Origin of the sequence: Brevibacillus fortis (assembly GCF_003013395.1) — a bacterium.
GTDB lineage: Bacteria > Bacillota > Bacilli > Brevibacillales > Brevibacillaceae > Brevibacillus > Brevibacillus fortis.
The window spans coordinates 16,091-31,919 of sequence record NZ_PXZM01000062.1 but is presented as its reverse complement, the minus strand read 5'-3'; the positions used below and the strand labels follow the sequence as shown (position 1 = coordinate 31,919).

The 15,829-nt window shown below is 44.9% G+C and carries 15 protein-coding genes and 2 pseudogenes; 14 read left to right on the top strand and 3 right to left on the bottom strand.

The window, feature by feature from the left end; genetic code table 11:
- The 5 genes and pseudogenes from C7R93_RS28900 to C7R93_RS28880 form a co-directional block, all read left to right on the top strand.
- Positions 1-280 (top strand): annotated as a pseudogene (locus tag C7R93_RS28900) (hypothetical protein); the annotation flags it as partial.
- Between the two features lie 58 nt (positions 281-338).
- On the top strand, positions 339-524 hold the full coding sequence (locus C7R93_RS28895; protein ID WP_106842020.1) for an alpha/beta-type small acid-soluble spore protein: 186 nt from the start codon (positions 339-341) through the stop codon (positions 522-524).
- A gap of 350 nt (positions 525-874) precedes the next feature.
- Complete coding sequence (locus C7R93_RS28890) at positions 875-2,041, top strand: DUF3892 domain-containing protein (RefSeq protein WP_106842019.1); 1,167 nt, start codon at positions 875-877, stop codon at positions 2,039-2,041.
- A gap of 461 nt (positions 2,042-2,502) precedes the next feature.
- Positions 2,503-2,940 carry a MarR family winged helix-turn-helix transcriptional regulator gene (locus C7R93_RS28885; protein ID WP_106842018.1) on the top strand — a complete coding sequence of 146 codons (438 nt, stop codon included), beginning with the start codon at positions 2,503-2,505 and terminating at the stop codon, positions 2,938-2,940.
- An 89-nt stretch (positions 2,941-3,029) separates the two neighbouring features.
- Complete coding sequence (locus tag C7R93_RS28880) at positions 3,030-3,572, top strand: NAD(P)H-dependent oxidoreductase (RefSeq protein ID WP_106842017.1); 543 nt, start codon at positions 3,030-3,032, stop codon at positions 3,570-3,572.
- 28 nt (positions 3,573-3,600) lie between these two features.
- Here C7R93_RS28880 and C7R93_RS28875 read toward each other — a convergent pair whose 3' ends face one another.
- Positions 3,601-4,323, bottom strand: a complete 723-nt coding sequence (locus C7R93_RS28875) for an EAL domain-containing protein (protein WP_106842016.1) — start codon at positions 4,321-4,323, stop codon at positions 3,601-3,603.
- 224 nt (positions 4,324-4,547) lie between these two features.
- Here C7R93_RS28875 and C7R93_RS28870 point away from each other — a divergent pair, with 224 nt between their 5' ends.
- The 6 genes and pseudogenes from C7R93_RS28870 to C7R93_RS28845 all read left to right on the top strand — a co-directional run.
- Complete coding sequence (locus C7R93_RS28870; RefSeq protein WP_106842015.1) at positions 4,548-5,162, top strand: superoxide dismutase; 615 nt, start codon at positions 4,548-4,550, stop codon at positions 5,160-5,162.
- Positions 5,163-5,175: 13 nt separating this feature from the next.
- On the top strand, positions 5,176-5,835 hold the full coding sequence (locus tag C7R93_RS28865) for a helix-turn-helix transcriptional regulator (RefSeq protein WP_106842014.1): 660 nt from the start codon (positions 5,176-5,178) through the stop codon (positions 5,833-5,835).
- Positions 5,836-6,056: 221 nt separating this feature from the next.
- The gene (locus C7R93_RS28860) at positions 6,057-6,956 is read left to right on the top strand and encodes a hypothetical protein (RefSeq protein WP_106842013.1); all 900 of its coding nucleotides are present in this window, start codon (positions 6,057-6,059) and stop codon (positions 6,954-6,956) included.
- A gap of 98 nt (positions 6,957-7,054) precedes the next feature.
- A complete protein-coding gene (locus tag C7R93_RS28855) occupies positions 7,055-7,840 on the top strand; it encodes a CsxC family protein (protein ID WP_106842012.1) in 786 nt (261 codons plus the stop codon).
- 221 nt (positions 7,841-8,061) lie between these two features.
- Positions 8,062-9,255: an MFS transporter gene (locus C7R93_RS28850; RefSeq protein WP_106842011.1), complete on the top strand. Its 1,194-nt coding sequence runs from the start codon at positions 8,062-8,064 to the stop codon at positions 9,253-9,255.
- A gap of 80 nt (positions 9,256-9,335) precedes the next feature.
- Positions 9,336-9,542, top strand: a pseudogene (locus tag C7R93_RS28845) (MerR family DNA-binding protein); the annotation flags it as partial.
- Positions 9,543-9,589: 47 nt separating this feature from the next.
- On the opposite strand, the gene C7R93_RS28840 reads toward C7R93_RS28845, so the two are convergent.
- On the bottom strand, positions 9,590-10,357 hold the full coding sequence (locus C7R93_RS28840) for an SDR family oxidoreductase (protein WP_106842009.1): 768 nt from the start codon (positions 10,355-10,357) through the stop codon (positions 9,590-9,592).
- A gap of 318 nt (positions 10,358-10,675) precedes the next feature.
- On the opposite strand from C7R93_RS28840, the gene C7R93_RS28835 reads away from it, so the two are divergent.
- Both C7R93_RS28835 and C7R93_RS28830 read left to right on the top strand, forming a co-directional pair.
- Complete coding sequence (locus C7R93_RS28835; protein ID WP_106842008.1) at positions 10,676-11,311, top strand: hypothetical protein; 636 nt, start codon at positions 10,676-10,678, stop codon at positions 11,309-11,311.
- A gap of 49 nt (positions 11,312-11,360) precedes the next feature.
- Entirely contained in the window at positions 11,361-12,296 is a 936-nt protein-coding gene (locus tag C7R93_RS28830; RefSeq protein ID WP_106842007.1) for a DUF4261 domain-containing protein, read from the top strand.
- Between the two features lie 132 nt (positions 12,297-12,428).
- On the opposite strand, the gene C7R93_RS28825 is transcribed toward C7R93_RS28830, so the two are convergent.
- Entirely contained in the window at positions 12,429-13,661 is a 1,233-nt protein-coding gene (locus C7R93_RS28825; protein ID WP_106842006.1) for a hypothetical protein, read from the bottom strand.
- A gap of 119 nt (positions 13,662-13,780) precedes the next feature.
- Here C7R93_RS28825 and C7R93_RS28820 point away from each other — a divergent pair, with 119 nt between their 5' ends.
- Complete coding sequence (locus tag C7R93_RS28820; RefSeq protein WP_106842005.1) at positions 13,781-15,727, top strand: hypothetical protein; 1,947 nt, start codon at positions 13,781-13,783, stop codon at positions 15,725-15,727.
- Positions 15,728-15,829 lie beyond the last annotated feature (102 nt).

Here is a 15,829-nt window from a genome sequence, read left to right as displayed (position 1 = left end):
TCTAACGGGTAACAGTTCAGCGATTTTGTTGGTGTCTTTTTTATCCATTCACGTAAAATTTATTCGAACGATATTTCTGAATACGAAGAGGCGCGGTGCTTTAGCTGTTTTCGAGTTGGCTTACAATGCCAGAATCACCATGGATGAAGCAGCAGCCGTATTAGAAAAATGGGAGCAAACGAACATTGCGAGAAAAGTGTATACGGAAGAAGGCGTGCCGATTTACATGGTGAGTGGCGTGGTTTCCAAAGAACAAAGACTAGCATCAGAGCATGTTTGAATAGGCTCCCATAATCTGCACATACTACCAGCACATCATCAACCAGAGGTGAACAGCAATGGCACGTTCGAATTCCTTGGTGTATGGACAAGCCCGTGCAGCACTTGATCAATTAAAGTACGAGATCGCTGCTGAATTTGGAGTCGAGTTGGGAGCAGATACGTCGGCACGCCAAAATGGCTCTGTCGGCGGAGAGATGACAAAACGTTTAGTTCAATACGCAGAATCTCAAATGCTTCTTTAATGTGCGGTACCCAAAAATGTTGTAGTAAATGGTTTCTTGAGAAAGTGCACAATAATATGGGCAACCTTTCAATAAAATACCAAAGTAAAAAGAGGGTCCCACGTGGACACTTCTTTTGTGCAATTCTGACTGAAGAAAATAAATCGGGTATAGAGTCAAACTTTTTGGTAATCATTAAAGAAGGACAATATCCTTTTATTTTATTGGATTTTCGGTGAGTAAATTAGAATTTTGCTTAATCCTACCCACTACCTATCGCTGCATCCAATCTAAGCGTAATATACCCTGCAAACTAATTTTTGGCCCGCTACACTTCTGCCACGTCAAAATCGTAGATCCGGAGGTATACCATGGTGCTCGGACCAAAGAACTTCAACCTTACCGTGTCTTTGGACAAGCTGTTTTGCTTCCAAGGCGACGATATCGACAATGTTATGGGGCCTGAGTCGGAACCCTATATGTGGGTCTTCATGATCAAGATTGACGGAGAAGGCCTGCACCAAGATGGCAACTTCCTCGCCGGCACCCCAATCTTCAAGGCTCCCACTAACAGTCACGGGAATATTGGCGGATCCATCAAGTACGGCACGCGTCCATTACCGGCCGAAGTAGGACGCTGGACAACATCATTGCGACCAATAACCATTTCCGTTCCCGGTCAGCCACCGATTGAAATTCCCGGACGCATCATTTGCGGTGGAGTTCTACTCGAGGAAAACCTCACTCCGAACTCCGCGATTGAGGCAGCCCGTCGTTCAACGATCAATCTCATCGAGCGGACGGTCAAATCGACATTGGACAGCCTCGGCCTAGCAGGGCTTGTTGCCGATGCGGCAGCGCTCGTAGCTACTTCCTCCAATCCGCTGACGATGGACAAAGCGTTGCAAAATATCTTGGCACGCCGGCTCAAGCCCATTCAGGACCTTTTCGAGGTCGCTGCTCCGTCGAGCGCGGTAGTGACAATACTCAAGAATCTTGATGCTGGCGGCTTTCTGGGCACGGCCATCGACCGCGACAAACCCATGGGCACGTTCTCCCAGTCCTTTGGTCAGGCTGAATTGGCAAGGTCCACGCAAGCCGGCCCAATCGAGATCAACCAGAAGATCTGGAATATGCCTGAATGGGCCTACACCATACACGGTCAAGCCTGGGCGCACCGCAAACTGGTGAGACGAGGACTCCCTACAGCGGCGCGTCTTCAGATCATGTGTAGCACCAAGGGAGCAATGCTCGACGGTGCTCGTAGGATAGTGGGCATCGGTGGCGTCGAGGCGCAGAAATCGTGGGGTTTGTGGCGCGACGAAGCCGCCCAGCAGATACTGGATGGCCAGCGGACATTCTTCGTCCGCAGCGCAAGCGGCCGAGAGACCGAAGTATTTGCTAGACAGGGCGGCTACTATGCAGGTCGGCCTTGGTATTACCTGCAAACAGCCGCCGACAGCGAGGAAGACAACAACCTTGTGAACCTGCCCGACTGCCCGAATGGAGGCAGCATATATGATGAAATCTGGTTCTGAAACAAAACATGAGAAACGCTACTGTAACTTTGCAGGCCTACTAGAACTATATCCAGATGGATTTTTCGTTTCAGGTCGGCTATTTGCGTAGGTAGCTCTTCCGGCCGTTGGCGGCATGAAGGACAAATAAATGGGTTCATTAAAATGATATGAACTTCGAAGTACGTAACAGGATGAATTAACTTAAGGTAAAACTAAATAGATTAATGATGAGGCATTTTCAATATGCCCACTAACTTTTTTCTTGGGCACACTGAAAGCGTATTATTAAGGAATTTTAAGCTTTTTAAGAATAATGCCATTTCTACAGTAGAACGCAGAACAGCAAATGTTTCGACTGTAATCCCTCCATGAGAGGGATTTTCTTTCGCTTACATTTGTCCGAAATATCGCGTATAGTTAGGGGGAGAGCGACGAGACAGTCGCAAGGAACGAAGTACAGCAATAGGGGGATTCTTGGCTTGAATAGCGACAATTTGCATAACTGTTTGTTTTTCACTTCCAATCGTTTATCCCGTGTGATTACGAAATTGGCAGAAGACTCCTTCCAGCGTTATGGATTTTCTCCTACCCATGCGTATCTTATGCTGGCTGTAAACGAAAAGGAGAAGGTGACCCCGACCCAATTGGCGCAAATTCTTCATATGACACCATCAACGATTACTCGTTTTGTCGATAAACTCGTGGGAAAAGGATTTCTGGAGCGAGAAGTAGAGGGGAAAAACATCTTCGTTTTGCCTACGAAAAAGGGGCGAGAAGCTCAGGCTGACATAGAAGAAGCCATTAAAGATATGTACAAAAACTATGTGGAATTGCTTGGGGAAGCTCAGGCAAAATCAGTGACACAGATGATTCATGAGACAGTCGAAATGCTGGAAAAGAACGAGACGGAGTCTTGATTCCAGCATTTGTAATGAACGGGAGAGTTGACAGTATCCTGTTCATCTGATAATTTGTATGTACAAACAAACGTAATTGGAGGATATCCATGAAAACTCTCGTTATCGCAGTACACCCTACCATGTCTCAGTCCCGTATCAATAAAGCATGGAAGGAAAGAATGCAAAAAGAAGAAAGCGTAACGGTTCACGATTTATATGCTGCCTATCCAGATTTCCAGATCGATATTGAACAAGAGCAAAAGCTGGTGCAAGATCACGATCGTATCGTCTTTCAATTTCCGCTTTACTGGTACAGCACACCAGCCCTTTTGAAACAGTGGCAGGATGCTGTGTTGACATATGGCTGGGCTTACGGATCTGAAGGAAATAAGCTGCACGGCAAAGAGCTTCTCCTCGCGATTTCTACAGGCGGACCAGAGGAAGCATATCAACGTGATGGATACAACTACTATTCCATCAGCGAACTGATCAAACCGCTGCAAGCGATGGCAAATTTAACGGGAATGAAATTCTTAAAACCATTCTTGTTCCAAGGGGTAATGGGGATTTCGGATGAGCAGATTGAGCATGGTGCAGAAGAATATGTGGCTCATGCACTGAACGCTTCCATGGAGCCGATAGGAAAATAATGAGACACGAGAGACGATGAGAAAGTTTTCATCGTCTTTTTTGTGTGGCTAGAAGTGGTTCTGGGTGCCCTAGCAAAAAACCTTGACCAATAGGTACCCCAAGTTCCAAAGCGGCAGATAAGTCCTCTGGCTCCTCGATTCCTTCCAGTACAAGCTGCGTTTGATCTTGGCAATATTGGACGAAAAGCGAGACGAGTTTTTGCTTATTAGGTAAGGACGACAATTGCTTCCCGAAGTACCTGTCGAGCTTTACGATATCTGGTTCATATTCCACGATCTTTTTTAAGGAAGCGGCTCCCGAGCCGACATCATCTAATGCGATCAGAAATCCCTGCTGACGTAGCTCACGTATTTTTTGCCCCAACAATCTTATCTCCCACATCTTGTCTTCTTCATTGGCTTCATTGATTTCCAAGACAATCCGATTGTTCCACGATCCAAACAAGTCCTCCGAAATAAACGATAGGAAAGCAGGGTTTATCAGCGTAGAAGGAAACACGTTGATAAACAAGAGCGGAGCATGATCGAAAGAAGTCACATTGGTAAAATACACTTCAATTGCTTTTTTCATCGATAGCGTATCCAATTCATACAAGTGTCCCTCTGAACGAGCCTTTCGAAAAAGGAATTCTGGAGATTGGTGTGTAGAGGAGCGAAGAAGTGCTTCGTACCCGAAAAATTGTCCTGACCTCAGATGTAACAAGGGCTGAAAAACAGGATATGGCGGTTCCTTTGACAATAAGACGTTCATGGAATCATATTCCTTCCAGCACGAAAGATTTGACTTGCAGAAAAATTGTTTCCTTGAGGAAAGATGATTTGTCGTTATTCTACAATATAGCATGGTTGTTTGCAATGCAGGATTCATGCATAAACGAATTTTGCACTAAGGAAACAAATTTGGATATGTACAAAATATTTTTCATCTTGTAAACTAGGCTTGTAACCGACAAATAAGATTGGAGGAGATAAGAAATGGAAGCCTTTACGTTACCGGAACTGCCATATCGCTATGATGAGCTGGAACCTTACCTGGATGCGAAAACGATGGAAATTCATCACGGAAAGCATCATGCAACCTATGTGGCCAACTTAAACAAGGCTCTTGAAAACTACTCGCAGTTCAGGAATGCTTCGGTCGAGGAACTAATTAGCCAATTGGAGGATATCCCGGAAGACATCCGTATGGCTGTTCGAAATCATGGGGGCGGCCATTATGGACACAGCTTGTATTGGTCGATCATGAGTCCGGCTGGCGGAGGGAAACCAACAGGGGATATTGCGAAAGGAATCGACAAGTATTTCGGAAGCTTTGAGGATATGCAGGATGAATTGACAAAAGCAGCTATCAGTCGTTTCGGATCTGGATGGGGGTGGCTTGTGGTCAACGGGGACAAGTTGGAAGTGATCAGCACGCCCAATCAGGATACTCCATTTATGGAGAAGAAAACGCCCATATTGGTCGTAGATGTGTGGGAACACGCTTATTACTTGCAGTACCAAAATAAACGCCCTGATTTTGTCTCGTCGTGGTGGAATGTGGTCAACTGGGAGGAAGTCAATCGTTTGTATAACGAAGCAATCCGCTAAGGAAGGTCCATCCATGAATAGACACGCGGTCTATTTTCAAGAACAGGAAAAACGTCGAGAAATTTTGGAGTTGCTTAAGAAGCGCCGTTCAGTCAATGTCCAGGAATTGTCAAAGCATCTCGGCATAACCAAAGTCGCGGTGCGTAAGCATTTAGACGTTTTGCATAGAGAACAGTACATCGAGGCTCGAATCGTCCGCCAGCGAACAGGCAGACCAGCCTATGTGTATCATCTGACGAATACAGCTGAACAATTATTTCCGCGTCACTACAGCGATTTGGCTACGGAGCTGGTGGCGGGCATTCAGGATTTGTATGGGGAAGCTTTCGTCGATCAATTGTTTGAGAAGCGAATGGTACGGATTTTACAAAACTATCGGGAGGTAATGCGAGGACAAGGTTTTGACGAGCGAGTGAAAACGTTGGCGAGCATACAAAATGAGCAAGGATACATGCCTCACTTGGAAAAAATCAGGGATGGATTGTACACGCTTGAAGAAGCAAATTGTCCTGTCCTACAAGTAGCCGTTCGCTATCGCCAAGCATGTAAATGCGAGCTATCGTTGTTTGAGTCACTAGTAGACGCGCATGTAGAGCGTACTTCTTGTATAGCCGAAGGGCAAGTGAAATGCCGTTACCTGATTAAAGAAAAGCTCAACAATGAAGAATCGTAGGAAGCAAGACATCCGTTCTAAAAGCGGATGTCTTTTTGTTGCAAGCAAGCGGTTGATCGGTCGGTGACTCATAATTTTGGCAAGGGGGCAACTGCTTTCTCGGGTTATTCGGGATAGGGCTTTTCTTTTTTTGTCATGGGAAGACGAATTGTGTAACGAAAGGGCAGGTGTCTATACAATCAGACGGGCGATCACGTATGGATAAAGGGAGGAGTATTTTGATGGAAAGGAGTGAGGACATGCCGAACGACAAGAAAAATCCTAAGAATAAAAGGCCAATTCTTAACCATCGAGGCTCCTTGAAAAAGTCGAGAGCATCATCACTCCCTCTCCTGTATGTCGCACCGAATGAACAGATGCTGCCTAAGCCTCAGGAACATGCAATGGATAAGCAGAAATTGTATCGTTCCAAGAAACATAAGGTCAAACGTAATCATTCATCTCCGCCTCCTGCTAACCAGACAGCTACCGAACAAGTCTCTCCGCATTCTACTCCCACCGCTGCGCCCACCTCTGCCCCCATGGATGCCAAGGATCTTACGCAAGAAAACAACAAGGCTCTTCAAGAACTGATTCAAGCAAAAGTAGTCCACGTGGAAAGCACGGGTCAATCGTTCATGCAAGTTGCTTTCCTAGAAGAAATTTGGGACGTAGAGTGGGTCCATTCCTTACGTGTTCCTTGGAGGCTTGATTGGAAAGAAGTAGAATGCCAGAGTAAGATCGATATCCAGCACGTTCGCCACGATGATGGCAAAAAGATTATCTGGTTGTCAGGTGAGTTGGAAATAAAGGGTCTCGGGATCACTGTCCATTCGCAAAAATTAGAGCATGAAACGATTCGTATTCCATTTACCTCCACTGTATTACGACCATCCTTGCCCAAAGAAAATGTAGGAACAAGTGCCATTTTCCTTACCGCACCAGCTTGTCCGACGAATAGATGGGTAGAGACGGGAGACTGGCAAATCAACATCATGGCAGAACCGCTCGCCCATTCGCAATCAGGATGGAAGGAGTTCAGCGGCTTGGCAACCATTAGCGGTCGTGTATGGTGGTATCGGAAGCAGCTGGTTCCCGTTCCGCCTCCATACATATCGAAGAAGGTAAATAGTCTTTTTTAGAAAAAAGGGCAGATAACGCTTGGTATCAGCCAAATCCATATTGAATCTAGTCCATATAATATAAAGAGAGTAGATGGCTGATAAAGGAGAGAGTAAAAATGGGTATACATGGCGATGGCTGCAAATGTGGCCAAACTCAAGTTACGGAAAATAGCTGCACGGTGGAAAATGCCCGTATGTTCGGAATGGCTTCAACCGAAACCACTTTTCCTAAAACAATTAAAGTACCTGTAACATTGGCAGAAACGGCTGCTGTCGTATGTGTGGAGGCTAAAGTCCATTTGGAGAGGCCTGCACTTGAGATCGTTCGGGTATTAAAAAGTGTCATTTTGGAGCAATGTGAGCTGGTTCCCACATTCAATCCGTTGTCTGCAAAGTTATTCGTCTGTGGTTTTATTCGCAAAAATATCGAGTACACGACAGTCGATCAAGCATCAGGAACTGCTGTATGTGGTGATGTACGACATACAACGGCGCTGATACCATTCGATTTCTGTACGGATATTACCTTTCCGGCTACGGGACCGACTTTGCAATTGGCACCAGATTTCGAGTCACACGGAGAATATTTGAATAAATCGGGTCATGCGGCAAAGATTAACGTAGGCTTGTTCGGTAATCGTAAAGTTTACAATGAGAGGCCGTTTTGTGAGCTGTTATTTTCGGAATTCACTGAATTAGACATTGGTCTAGAAACGAAACGATGCAAAGATACCACGAAGACATTCTCGACTGTCCGTGAAAAAATCGTTCTACGCCTTGGTCTGAAGGTTTTGCAGAATCAACAAGTTCCTATTCCAACAACACCACCACCGACACCAACTCCAAAACCAACATTTCCGCCGCCTTGCAAACCGACAATTCCGCCTAAGAAAAAATGGTAGTTCGGTAAAAGAAAGCGTGGATGAGACACTCAGAGCCGATCAGGAGCTACTGGGTGTCTCCTTTTTTATGAGGAAGTACTTCTCGGAACTTTGATATACATGGCAGTCAATGCAAACATAATCCGTTTTGGGGCATAAATTCTCCGCTCAGAGGTAGTAGCCGTTACGCATTTCTTTTACGATTTCTCTAAAGCGAACGGTCTGAAAGGAGATGGTGTACAATGTTTCGAATACGGTTCAGTATCTTTTTGAGTGTGTTTGTCGCGATGGTAGGCTTAATGATCATTGCTCCTGTGATGCCACCACTCATTCGTGAGTTAGGACTCAATGAACTTCATTCAGGTATCATTATTTCCCTTGGCTCCATTGCAATGGCGGTGATGGCACCCGTTTGGGGACGATTAAGCGATCGAAAGGGAAGGAAAGCAGTTATTGTCATTGGCTTTATCGGAATGTTTGTGAGTTATGTTCTGTTCACGGCCACGATGTATGCGGGATTGTCGCAGCTCATAGGCGGTGGATTACTGGTTCTTTTGCTTATTGTGGCTCGCGGATTAATTGGGATGTTTATCCCAGCCGTTCCGTCGGCAGCGCAGGCGTACATGGCGGATGTCACGGATGAAAAAGGAAGAGCTGGAGGTATGGCGTTTATCGGCGCTGCCAATGGGATGGGGCTTGTGCTTGGCCCGGCGATTGCTGGAGCGTTTGCGCTTATCGGTCTCATCTGGCCGTTATACATTGGCGCTTTGTTGCCGATTGTCGCTTTGCTTGTCGTTACCTTCTTGATTCCGGCGCAAAAACCAGTCATTCAAGAGAAACTACCCAAGGTAAATCCTTTTCAAAAAGGCTTGACGCTTTATTTGTTTGCTGGTTTGGCGACAATGCTCAGTATCGTCACCTTGCAAGTCGTGGGTGGATTTTATTTTCAGGATCAGTTGTCTTTGACAACGAAGGAAACTGCCCGAATGATTTCAGTAGGTCTCATGATTTCGGGAGTAGCGATGATCGTCACGCAAGGGCTGCAAATGAAAAATCCGAAATGGCAGCCAAAACCACTTATTCTAGTCGGTTCGTTGCTCGTCATCATCAGCTTGTCGCTCTTTCTATTTTTCATGAACTTGATGGTATATTACGTGGCTTTTTTCTTGTTCGGCATTGGAACCGGGTTCATGATGCCCGGCTTTATGGCTGGATCTTCTTTAGCAGTTGGCCGCGAGCAGCAGGGAAGTGTAGCGGGGTTAGTCGCATCCGTCCAAGGTATTTCCGCGGTGATCGCGCCAATTCTCAGCACAAGTCTTTACCAATTGGATAAGCATCTCCCCTTTGCCGTAGTAGGAGTGCTTGTCATATTGATGGGAATGACATTGCTCTTTTCCAATAAGGAGAAGGGGTATACGACACAGCGACATCTATGAAAAACGTCCAGTCATTTTCAAGCAGCTTTCATTCCTCATTAGGTCTCGCATATAATTGAGGTAGTTAATTGTTGCGAGGAGAGCTTGGGTTAACAGCGGATGAAATCAGAACGTTGTTCAGAGGTGAAGTTACATCTCCGGACGATTACGAATACTGCGAGGAAATGCTTGCGATTTACGAACAAAAGCTCAGCAGAGTGAACGAACAGATTGAAGCACTCCAGGAGTGGAAGAAAACCCTGGAGAGGCAAATATCGATTACACGTGGAAAAAAGGTTACGAGTTAGTTCATAGTCACGGCCCCGAAGCAGCTAATCGCTTCGGGGCCGTCTTTTTACAATGAGCTTAAGCTTTGCCCGAGTCCACCATCCACGGTTAACTTGGCACCAGTGGTAAAGGTAGCGTCAAAGGCGAGGAATAACACAGCTTTGGCTACTTCTTCTGATGAGCCATGACGTTTCATGGGTGTAACCTTATCGCCAAGCTCCTGGAAGGTAGCGCGGTCTGCATCCGTGAAACCAGCAACTCCCATGGAAGGTGTATCAATGAAGCCGGGACTCACGACATTGACGCGAATACCTTTGTCTAGCAACTCCGCCGCAAACCCGGAGGTCAAGGAACGCAATGCCGCTTTGGATGCGCTGTATACGCTGTATACGCTCATGCCGGGGTAGCCGCCTTCATCTGCTACGGAAGACGTAAAAACGATCGAACCTCCTTCATGAATCAGTGGCGTCAAGTGCTGGACTGTGAAAAATGCTCCTTTCGTATTCACAGCAAAAGTCCGATCATATGTCTCCTCAGTGACTTCCAAAAATGGCTCAAGCATGGAGATCCCTGCGTTTACGTGGAGAAAATCGATCTTGCCGAAATGTTTTTCAACATAATCTCCGAATGCTTGCACATCCTTCATGCTCGAAACATCAGACACGACAACATGTGCCCGTTCGCCCAACTCACGTTTTGCTTCTTCTGCATTTTTCGGATTGCGGCCTGAGACAATGACCTCGGCACCACCTGCGAGCAATGCTTTTGCCACAGCCAAGCCCATGCCATGTGTACCTCCAGTAACGACAGCTTTTTTCCCTGTATAGTTGTTCATTTCTGTTCCTCCTTGCGTGAATGAGTAACCTTTCTGAATGTAGTCTAAACGTTCACGTTAATGTGAAAGTCAAGGGCTTATGGAAAAAAAGAGTGTTTCACTCAAGACAACAGCACGAGGCATAGCTGCTTTCTAGGTCTATCTATTTGCGAGAAAGAAATGCAATTATCTGCTAAATGCCACCTTTATGCAAATGGAGTCGGATACCGATACATATAAGAACAGTTATACTGGGATTAGAAAGGGCAGTCTCATAGACAAAAGCGAGTCTGGGGATGGATTAATGACATGATCTAAAAACTTGAAGGAGAATCTAACATGAGCGTTTGGCCGAAGCCTTTCTTTGAGCCCGAAGCATTAAAACAGCGACTGCTTATCCTGAGCGCAATGGATATCGTATTGTGTCAGGAGGATTGGCTGCGCAGATATCAGTTTGATCCACAATGGGATGAAAACACAACATTCGCGAACGTTAGCAATGGAGCTGGCGACGATCTTTTTATCCTATTCACCCCCGAGGGTGTCATTGTAAAAGGGTTTGATCATGAATCGGAAATGAGTCCTTATGCCAGGGAAGAATACGAGGTTTGCATCTATGAGCAAGTCCCTCCTGCTTTGCTTAATCAACTAGAAGACGAAGCGGTTACCAAGGAGGACGTTACGTTTTGCTTATGGAGAGAATCTACTGATCACGTCTGGAAAACGGGCGACGTACATAATCCGCAAGGGCTGGATAACGGGTCAGATTTTTTGCTCGGGATGATTTATGACAACCCAGATGACTATGTAGAGTGGGCAGAGGCCTATTACGAGATAAAGGTCTCGCTTGATGTAGTTTCATACATCTTTACAAATACTTCCATTACGAAAGAAATGATGATGGAGCTGAATCCGGAAGTTGATCTGGAAATCGCGATCAAGGAGCTCCAAGCGATTGGATTTACAGTTACGTGAAGTACGCCATAACTTAGACAAATATAATGGAAAGAATGGAGAAAACGATATGCCAAAAGGTATGTATTCTCAAGGGGTTGCCGTCCTTCTGTCAACGGCGGTTCCGATTCACAAAATAGCAGACATGCTCAAGGATCCATTCGAAATTGCCAACATCGAGGAAACGTTCGACAAATGGGTGTTCAGTGGTCCTAGCTTGCTTATTCCTTATCGTCCAGAAGTAAACGGATATATTCAGGTCGATGTCGTCGATAAGCCTTGGCCGGATAGTATGGGAGACCCAGCAGAAGATACGGTGCTGTTTGGTGCTTGGTCAATGGGCTTTTTCGGACCGTTTACGTTCTCGGATAGCCTTGAGCGTGCAGTTCAGCAGTCGTGGGGATTTCCCGAAGGACGGCAAGCTGCATCCGAGCACAATGCGTTTATCCGTATTCGCTCTTCTTTCGTGTTGGGGGAGGCAAATGATCAGGCCCCTATACTGCCAGAGGATTACGAAGCGCTCCCGGAGTTGATGACTGTCACGGCTATTGCTGGGGCACTGTTGAAAATGCCAGAAGCCCTTTGCTTTTTTAATCCAAATGGAGAGTGCCTCGCGTCTGCCGAGCTGATGCAAGAGCTGAATCAACGCTATGAGCAAATTCAGCTTCTTCCGCTCGAGCTGTGGTCCAATGTCCGGTTGTTCAATCTTCCGGAAGGATGGCTCTTGATGGATACTGTCGGCATGCAGCAGCTGGATGTGATCGATCATGAGGCAGTTTTTAATGGGGACGCCTACGATCCGAATGAAGTAGCGAGTTTCTTGCGTAATATATCGAACTATGTCTACGAGAATGGTCCTGTTATTAATGACGGCGATACAACCGATGGGCCGGGTGAAGAAATTTGGAAGTGTGTCTTGTTGGAGGAAGGGTTGGCAAGTCCTCCGCGTGATGTGCTTCGTTGGTATCCATTGGATGGAAGGGAAAAACCTGCGGGATTGGAATAAGGGCGTTATCACTTGGGAAACCAAGGGAACTTGATAGGAAAAAGCACGACCATACCCCTGTTTAGTAGGGTATAGTCGTGCTTTTATACGTTAGTTTGATTATGTTAGAGAAGCTATGCTCACTGTACCTACTTATTTGATAATCTCCTCATAGATCAGTTTACCGTCATGAGTATACACGCCTATTTTTTTGGTCCCCGAGATGGTGTATTCGAGGGCAACGGTCTCATTCGTAGGTGTGATCAGCAATTGATGTGGAAAGTTGAAGCTATTATTGTTAGCTATGTTCGCAATGATCTGGGTATCCGTATGGAACAACTGCCCCGTCTGCTTGAGCTCTTTTATTTGTTCTGGCTTATTTAGCATATATTGTTGGGGTGAGACGACTTTATCTGCTGCATTTATTTTGGTAAACGTATATTGCTTGTTGGTTTTCGTCACAGCGAGAAAGTGACCATCAGATGTAGGGTGGATAAACGCATATTTTTTCGAAGCAATGAGCCCTTTTTTATTCATAAGCACATAAAATTCTTCGTTGCCCAGCTTGCCTGAGACAATAAATGCGCCACTGTGCATATTCGATTCGACTTTATAGTTACGGGAAGGCTTCAGCATAATTTTTCCTTCATTGCTGATAAAATGCGTCTGGCCGTTTATTTTCACACGATGCCAGCCTTCACCATATCCGAAATATTCATCAAAAAATGGCTTGCTCAGTATTTTTCCATGAATATTTCTCATGCCCATCTTGTAGTATTCGTCCCCTTTTGCGTCTTTTACCATTTCACCATAGGGCAAGTAATACGGATCAAACGTTTTTGTAGTCGGTTCGGCTACGTAGATTGGATGATCCGCGTCCGGAAACTTCTTGGTAATTTTCCCTGTTTTGGCATTGTACAGATACGGCAAGTTTCCCGGATAGTCCGTGCCCGTAAACCATTCCCCATGTATCTGCTTGAAAGCAACATCGCAACAGGTACCCATCGGTGAAACTTTGCCCTGCTTATCGTAGACCAAATATTCCACATGCTTAAAAAAGCTGCCATTATAAAAATAACCGTACCCATTTCGGAGCGGGTACACTTCACTTTCATAAACGAGGTATTTGCTTTTTATTACTTTTCCAGACGGTGAAACCAATGACATGGTGTAAGTCTTTGGAGGTGAATCGTGCTTGTAAAGTGGTTGCTTCGTGAAAAGAAAGAATGGCTCTGTCAAATGAGACGGGATTTGCAGGTTTTGATAAACCACTGGTAATTGTGGTGGATTTAATGGGTCTTGCTGCTCTTCAGCCTTGATTGGCGAGGTAGAGACGAAGGTGAGGAACAGAGCGAGCATGGTTTTTAACAGGGTAGAAAATTTCATGATAGGAATTCCTTTCGAGTAGGTTGATGAGTGGGCCTTATTTTATGACGGTTCAACTGTTACAAATGTTACCATTCGTTTCAAGATGAAATCAAAAAGCTTTAAAGGAGGCTACGAATATGCCTGAGAGTGACAAATTGTCAGAAACAGCTAAGGCTTTTATTCAGCAATGCACGAGAAGAGCAACCATTACTGACAGAGAGCAAGTAAAAAAAATCCTCCAACAGAATGGTATTCAAGCTTTTGATGCTTTACTGGATGTGCAGGAAAAGTACGGCGGATTGAGCTATTCATTTGGGGGAGAGATCGATAATAGCTTTTGTATCGATTTATGGGGGGATTTTGCTCATCGAGATGGTGAGGAACACAGATTACCTGAGGTTTTGAATCATGAAGGACAAACTGTGGTAGCGTGTTTTCATGTGATGGATGATCGATTGAGTAAGGCTGGTTTTATTGATGAAAACGGAAAGTTGTATACGCTACATTATACTACGTTTCAAGTATTTGCTGAAAATATCGAAGAACTGCTAGAGGGTGAAAGTGTCAAATACAGCCTGCTGCAAGAGAAAAAACAATGGGTAGTAAAATGGATAGAAAAGTCAGATGTTACGTATTGGCTCTCAATTATAGAACAGAAACCTATTCTTATTGAACAGGCGAGTCAGGGATATAAGAAGTGGTGGAAGAGCCATGATGGTCGGTTATATGTTCATGCTCGAAATGGAAGTGGAATATACGCGGTGGCTTATGCGATGGAGGTCGCTGATTTTACGCAGCTCGGTCTTAGCAGTTATCTCATTCTGCGTGGATTTCCGTTTGATTGCTCCTACCAATATGAGCGTGAACGTGCTGAAGTCAAGAATACGATGGAAATGTTTCATTTTCAATCTCGTTTATACAAAACCTGTGATTACTCTAGAATCACCGTTCCCCAGGTAAAGGAAGCGCAGGATATCTATTTGTATGTAACAGGAAAGAAAAACTACCAGAGAGAGCGACCAATCGAAGACTTTTTATTGAATTTTCCAGAGCTTGTACTACCTGTCGAGGATTTCGATCATAGTCTGCTGGAGTTTGCTTTGTATAATGGGGATGAACGGATTCTAAAGCTGATCACGTATATAGCTAACTTGGCAAATCACCATGATCATAGAAGTACTTCAGCAGAGAACAACGCGGATCATTTACTGTTCAATGAATATTTGCGACGGATACATGTTTTCATCGAAGCTCATCCAATGAACGTGCATCCATTGTACTTTCATCCCTATCGTGCAGCAGGTGTTCCAGTCGAGTTTGATATCGCGGAGAAAAATACAGTCGTAACAAGAATGAGGGATAACAATGCTCGAACCGTCAGTAAATTAACGCTGTACTATATGACTTGTGCCAAAGAAGGGAATGAGATCGCTGCTCACATCTATCGAATCTATGAACCTATGCTTTTACTATATGCACTCGAAGGAAGTATACGTGTAGATCATGGACTGATTGAGGTTGGTGGTGGAGCTTTTCACCCCTCAAGTTGGCAGGCGAGGGCTGGTAAAGATCCGATCGATATGTATCACAGAATAGCTGAAGCTTGGGAAAATCGGAATGTAGAGTATGCCATTGATCAAATCAAACGCGTGAAATGGGATAAGAAAATCGGAAATACATTGGAGCGGGGCTTTGGTAAGTCAAATAGAAATAACGAAGCGTTGAAAGCTGCGTTAATTCGTTTAGCGAGCCGTCCAGGAAATGATCTTTCAGAATCGCTTTTTGCTTCTGATCATACAGAGAACATCCTGTCAAAGCTATCCCATGACTACCCGCTCCTACAGACTGATGAAGGCGCCATCGCTTACTCGATTTGCCAACGATATCTAGAGTGGGCTCAATTAGTGGACCGAAAACATCCTGTCGCAACCAAAAGCCCGTGTTTGTACGAACCATTCATTGAAATGCTGTATGAAGAAGATCAAATAGAGAAATGGGAAAGGAAAGCGATGAATTTGATTCGACTTATGGAACAGGAATCCATCAAAAAGTATGCAGAAGTTTTACGAAAGAAAAATGATTGAAATAGAAAACCCATATGTTAACGTGGTTATTTTCATTTTTGTTCGGTTTTAAATAGAAGACTTTGCTCGTTGTTAAAAAAATTACGGGGGTTATACTTTTGG

Coding starts and splice junctions, on each gene's coding strand:
- C7R93_RS28895 (WP_106842020.1), top strand. CDS start 339: ATGGCACGTTCGAATTCCTTGGTGTATGGACAAGCCCGTGCAGCACTT.
- C7R93_RS28890 (WP_106842019.1), top strand. CDS start 875: ATGGTGCTCGGACCAAAGAACTTCAACCTTACCGTGTCTTTGGACAAG.
- C7R93_RS28880 (WP_106842017.1), top strand. CDS start 3,030: ATGAAAACTCTCGTTATCGCAGTACACCCTACCATGTCTCAGTCCCGT.
- C7R93_RS28875 (WP_106842016.1), bottom strand. CDS start 4,323: ATGAACGTCTTATTGTCAAAGGAACCGCCATATCCTGTTTTTCAGCCC.
- C7R93_RS28870 (WP_106842015.1), top strand. CDS start 4,548: ATGGAAGCCTTTACGTTACCGGAACTGCCATATCGCTATGATGAGCTG.
- C7R93_RS28865 (WP_106842014.1), top strand. CDS start 5,176: ATGAATAGACACGCGGTCTATTTTCAAGAACAGGAAAAACGTCGAGAA.
- C7R93_RS28860 (WP_106842013.1), top strand. CDS start 6,057: ATGGAAAGGAGTGAGGACATGCCGAACGACAAGAAAAATCCTAAGAAT.
- C7R93_RS28855 (WP_106842012.1), top strand. CDS start 7,055: ATGGGTATACATGGCGATGGCTGCAAATGTGGCCAAACTCAAGTTACG.
- C7R93_RS28850 (WP_106842011.1), top strand. CDS start 8,062: ATGTTTCGAATACGGTTCAGTATCTTTTTGAGTGTGTTTGTCGCGATG.
- C7R93_RS28840 (WP_106842009.1), bottom strand. CDS start 10,357: ATGAACAACTATACAGGGAAAAAAGCTGTCGTTACTGGAGGTACACAT.
- C7R93_RS28835 (WP_106842008.1), top strand. CDS start 10,676: ATGAGCGTTTGGCCGAAGCCTTTCTTTGAGCCCGAAGCATTAAAACAG.
- C7R93_RS28830 (WP_106842007.1), top strand. CDS start 11,361: ATGCCAAAAGGTATGTATTCTCAAGGGGTTGCCGTCCTTCTGTCAACG.
- C7R93_RS28825 (WP_106842006.1), bottom strand. CDS start 13,661: ATGAAATTTTCTACCCTGTTAAAAACCATGCTCGCTCTGTTCCTCACC.
- C7R93_RS28820 (WP_106842005.1), top strand. CDS start 13,781: ATGCCTGAGAGTGACAAATTGTCAGAAACAGCTAAGGCTTTTATTCAG.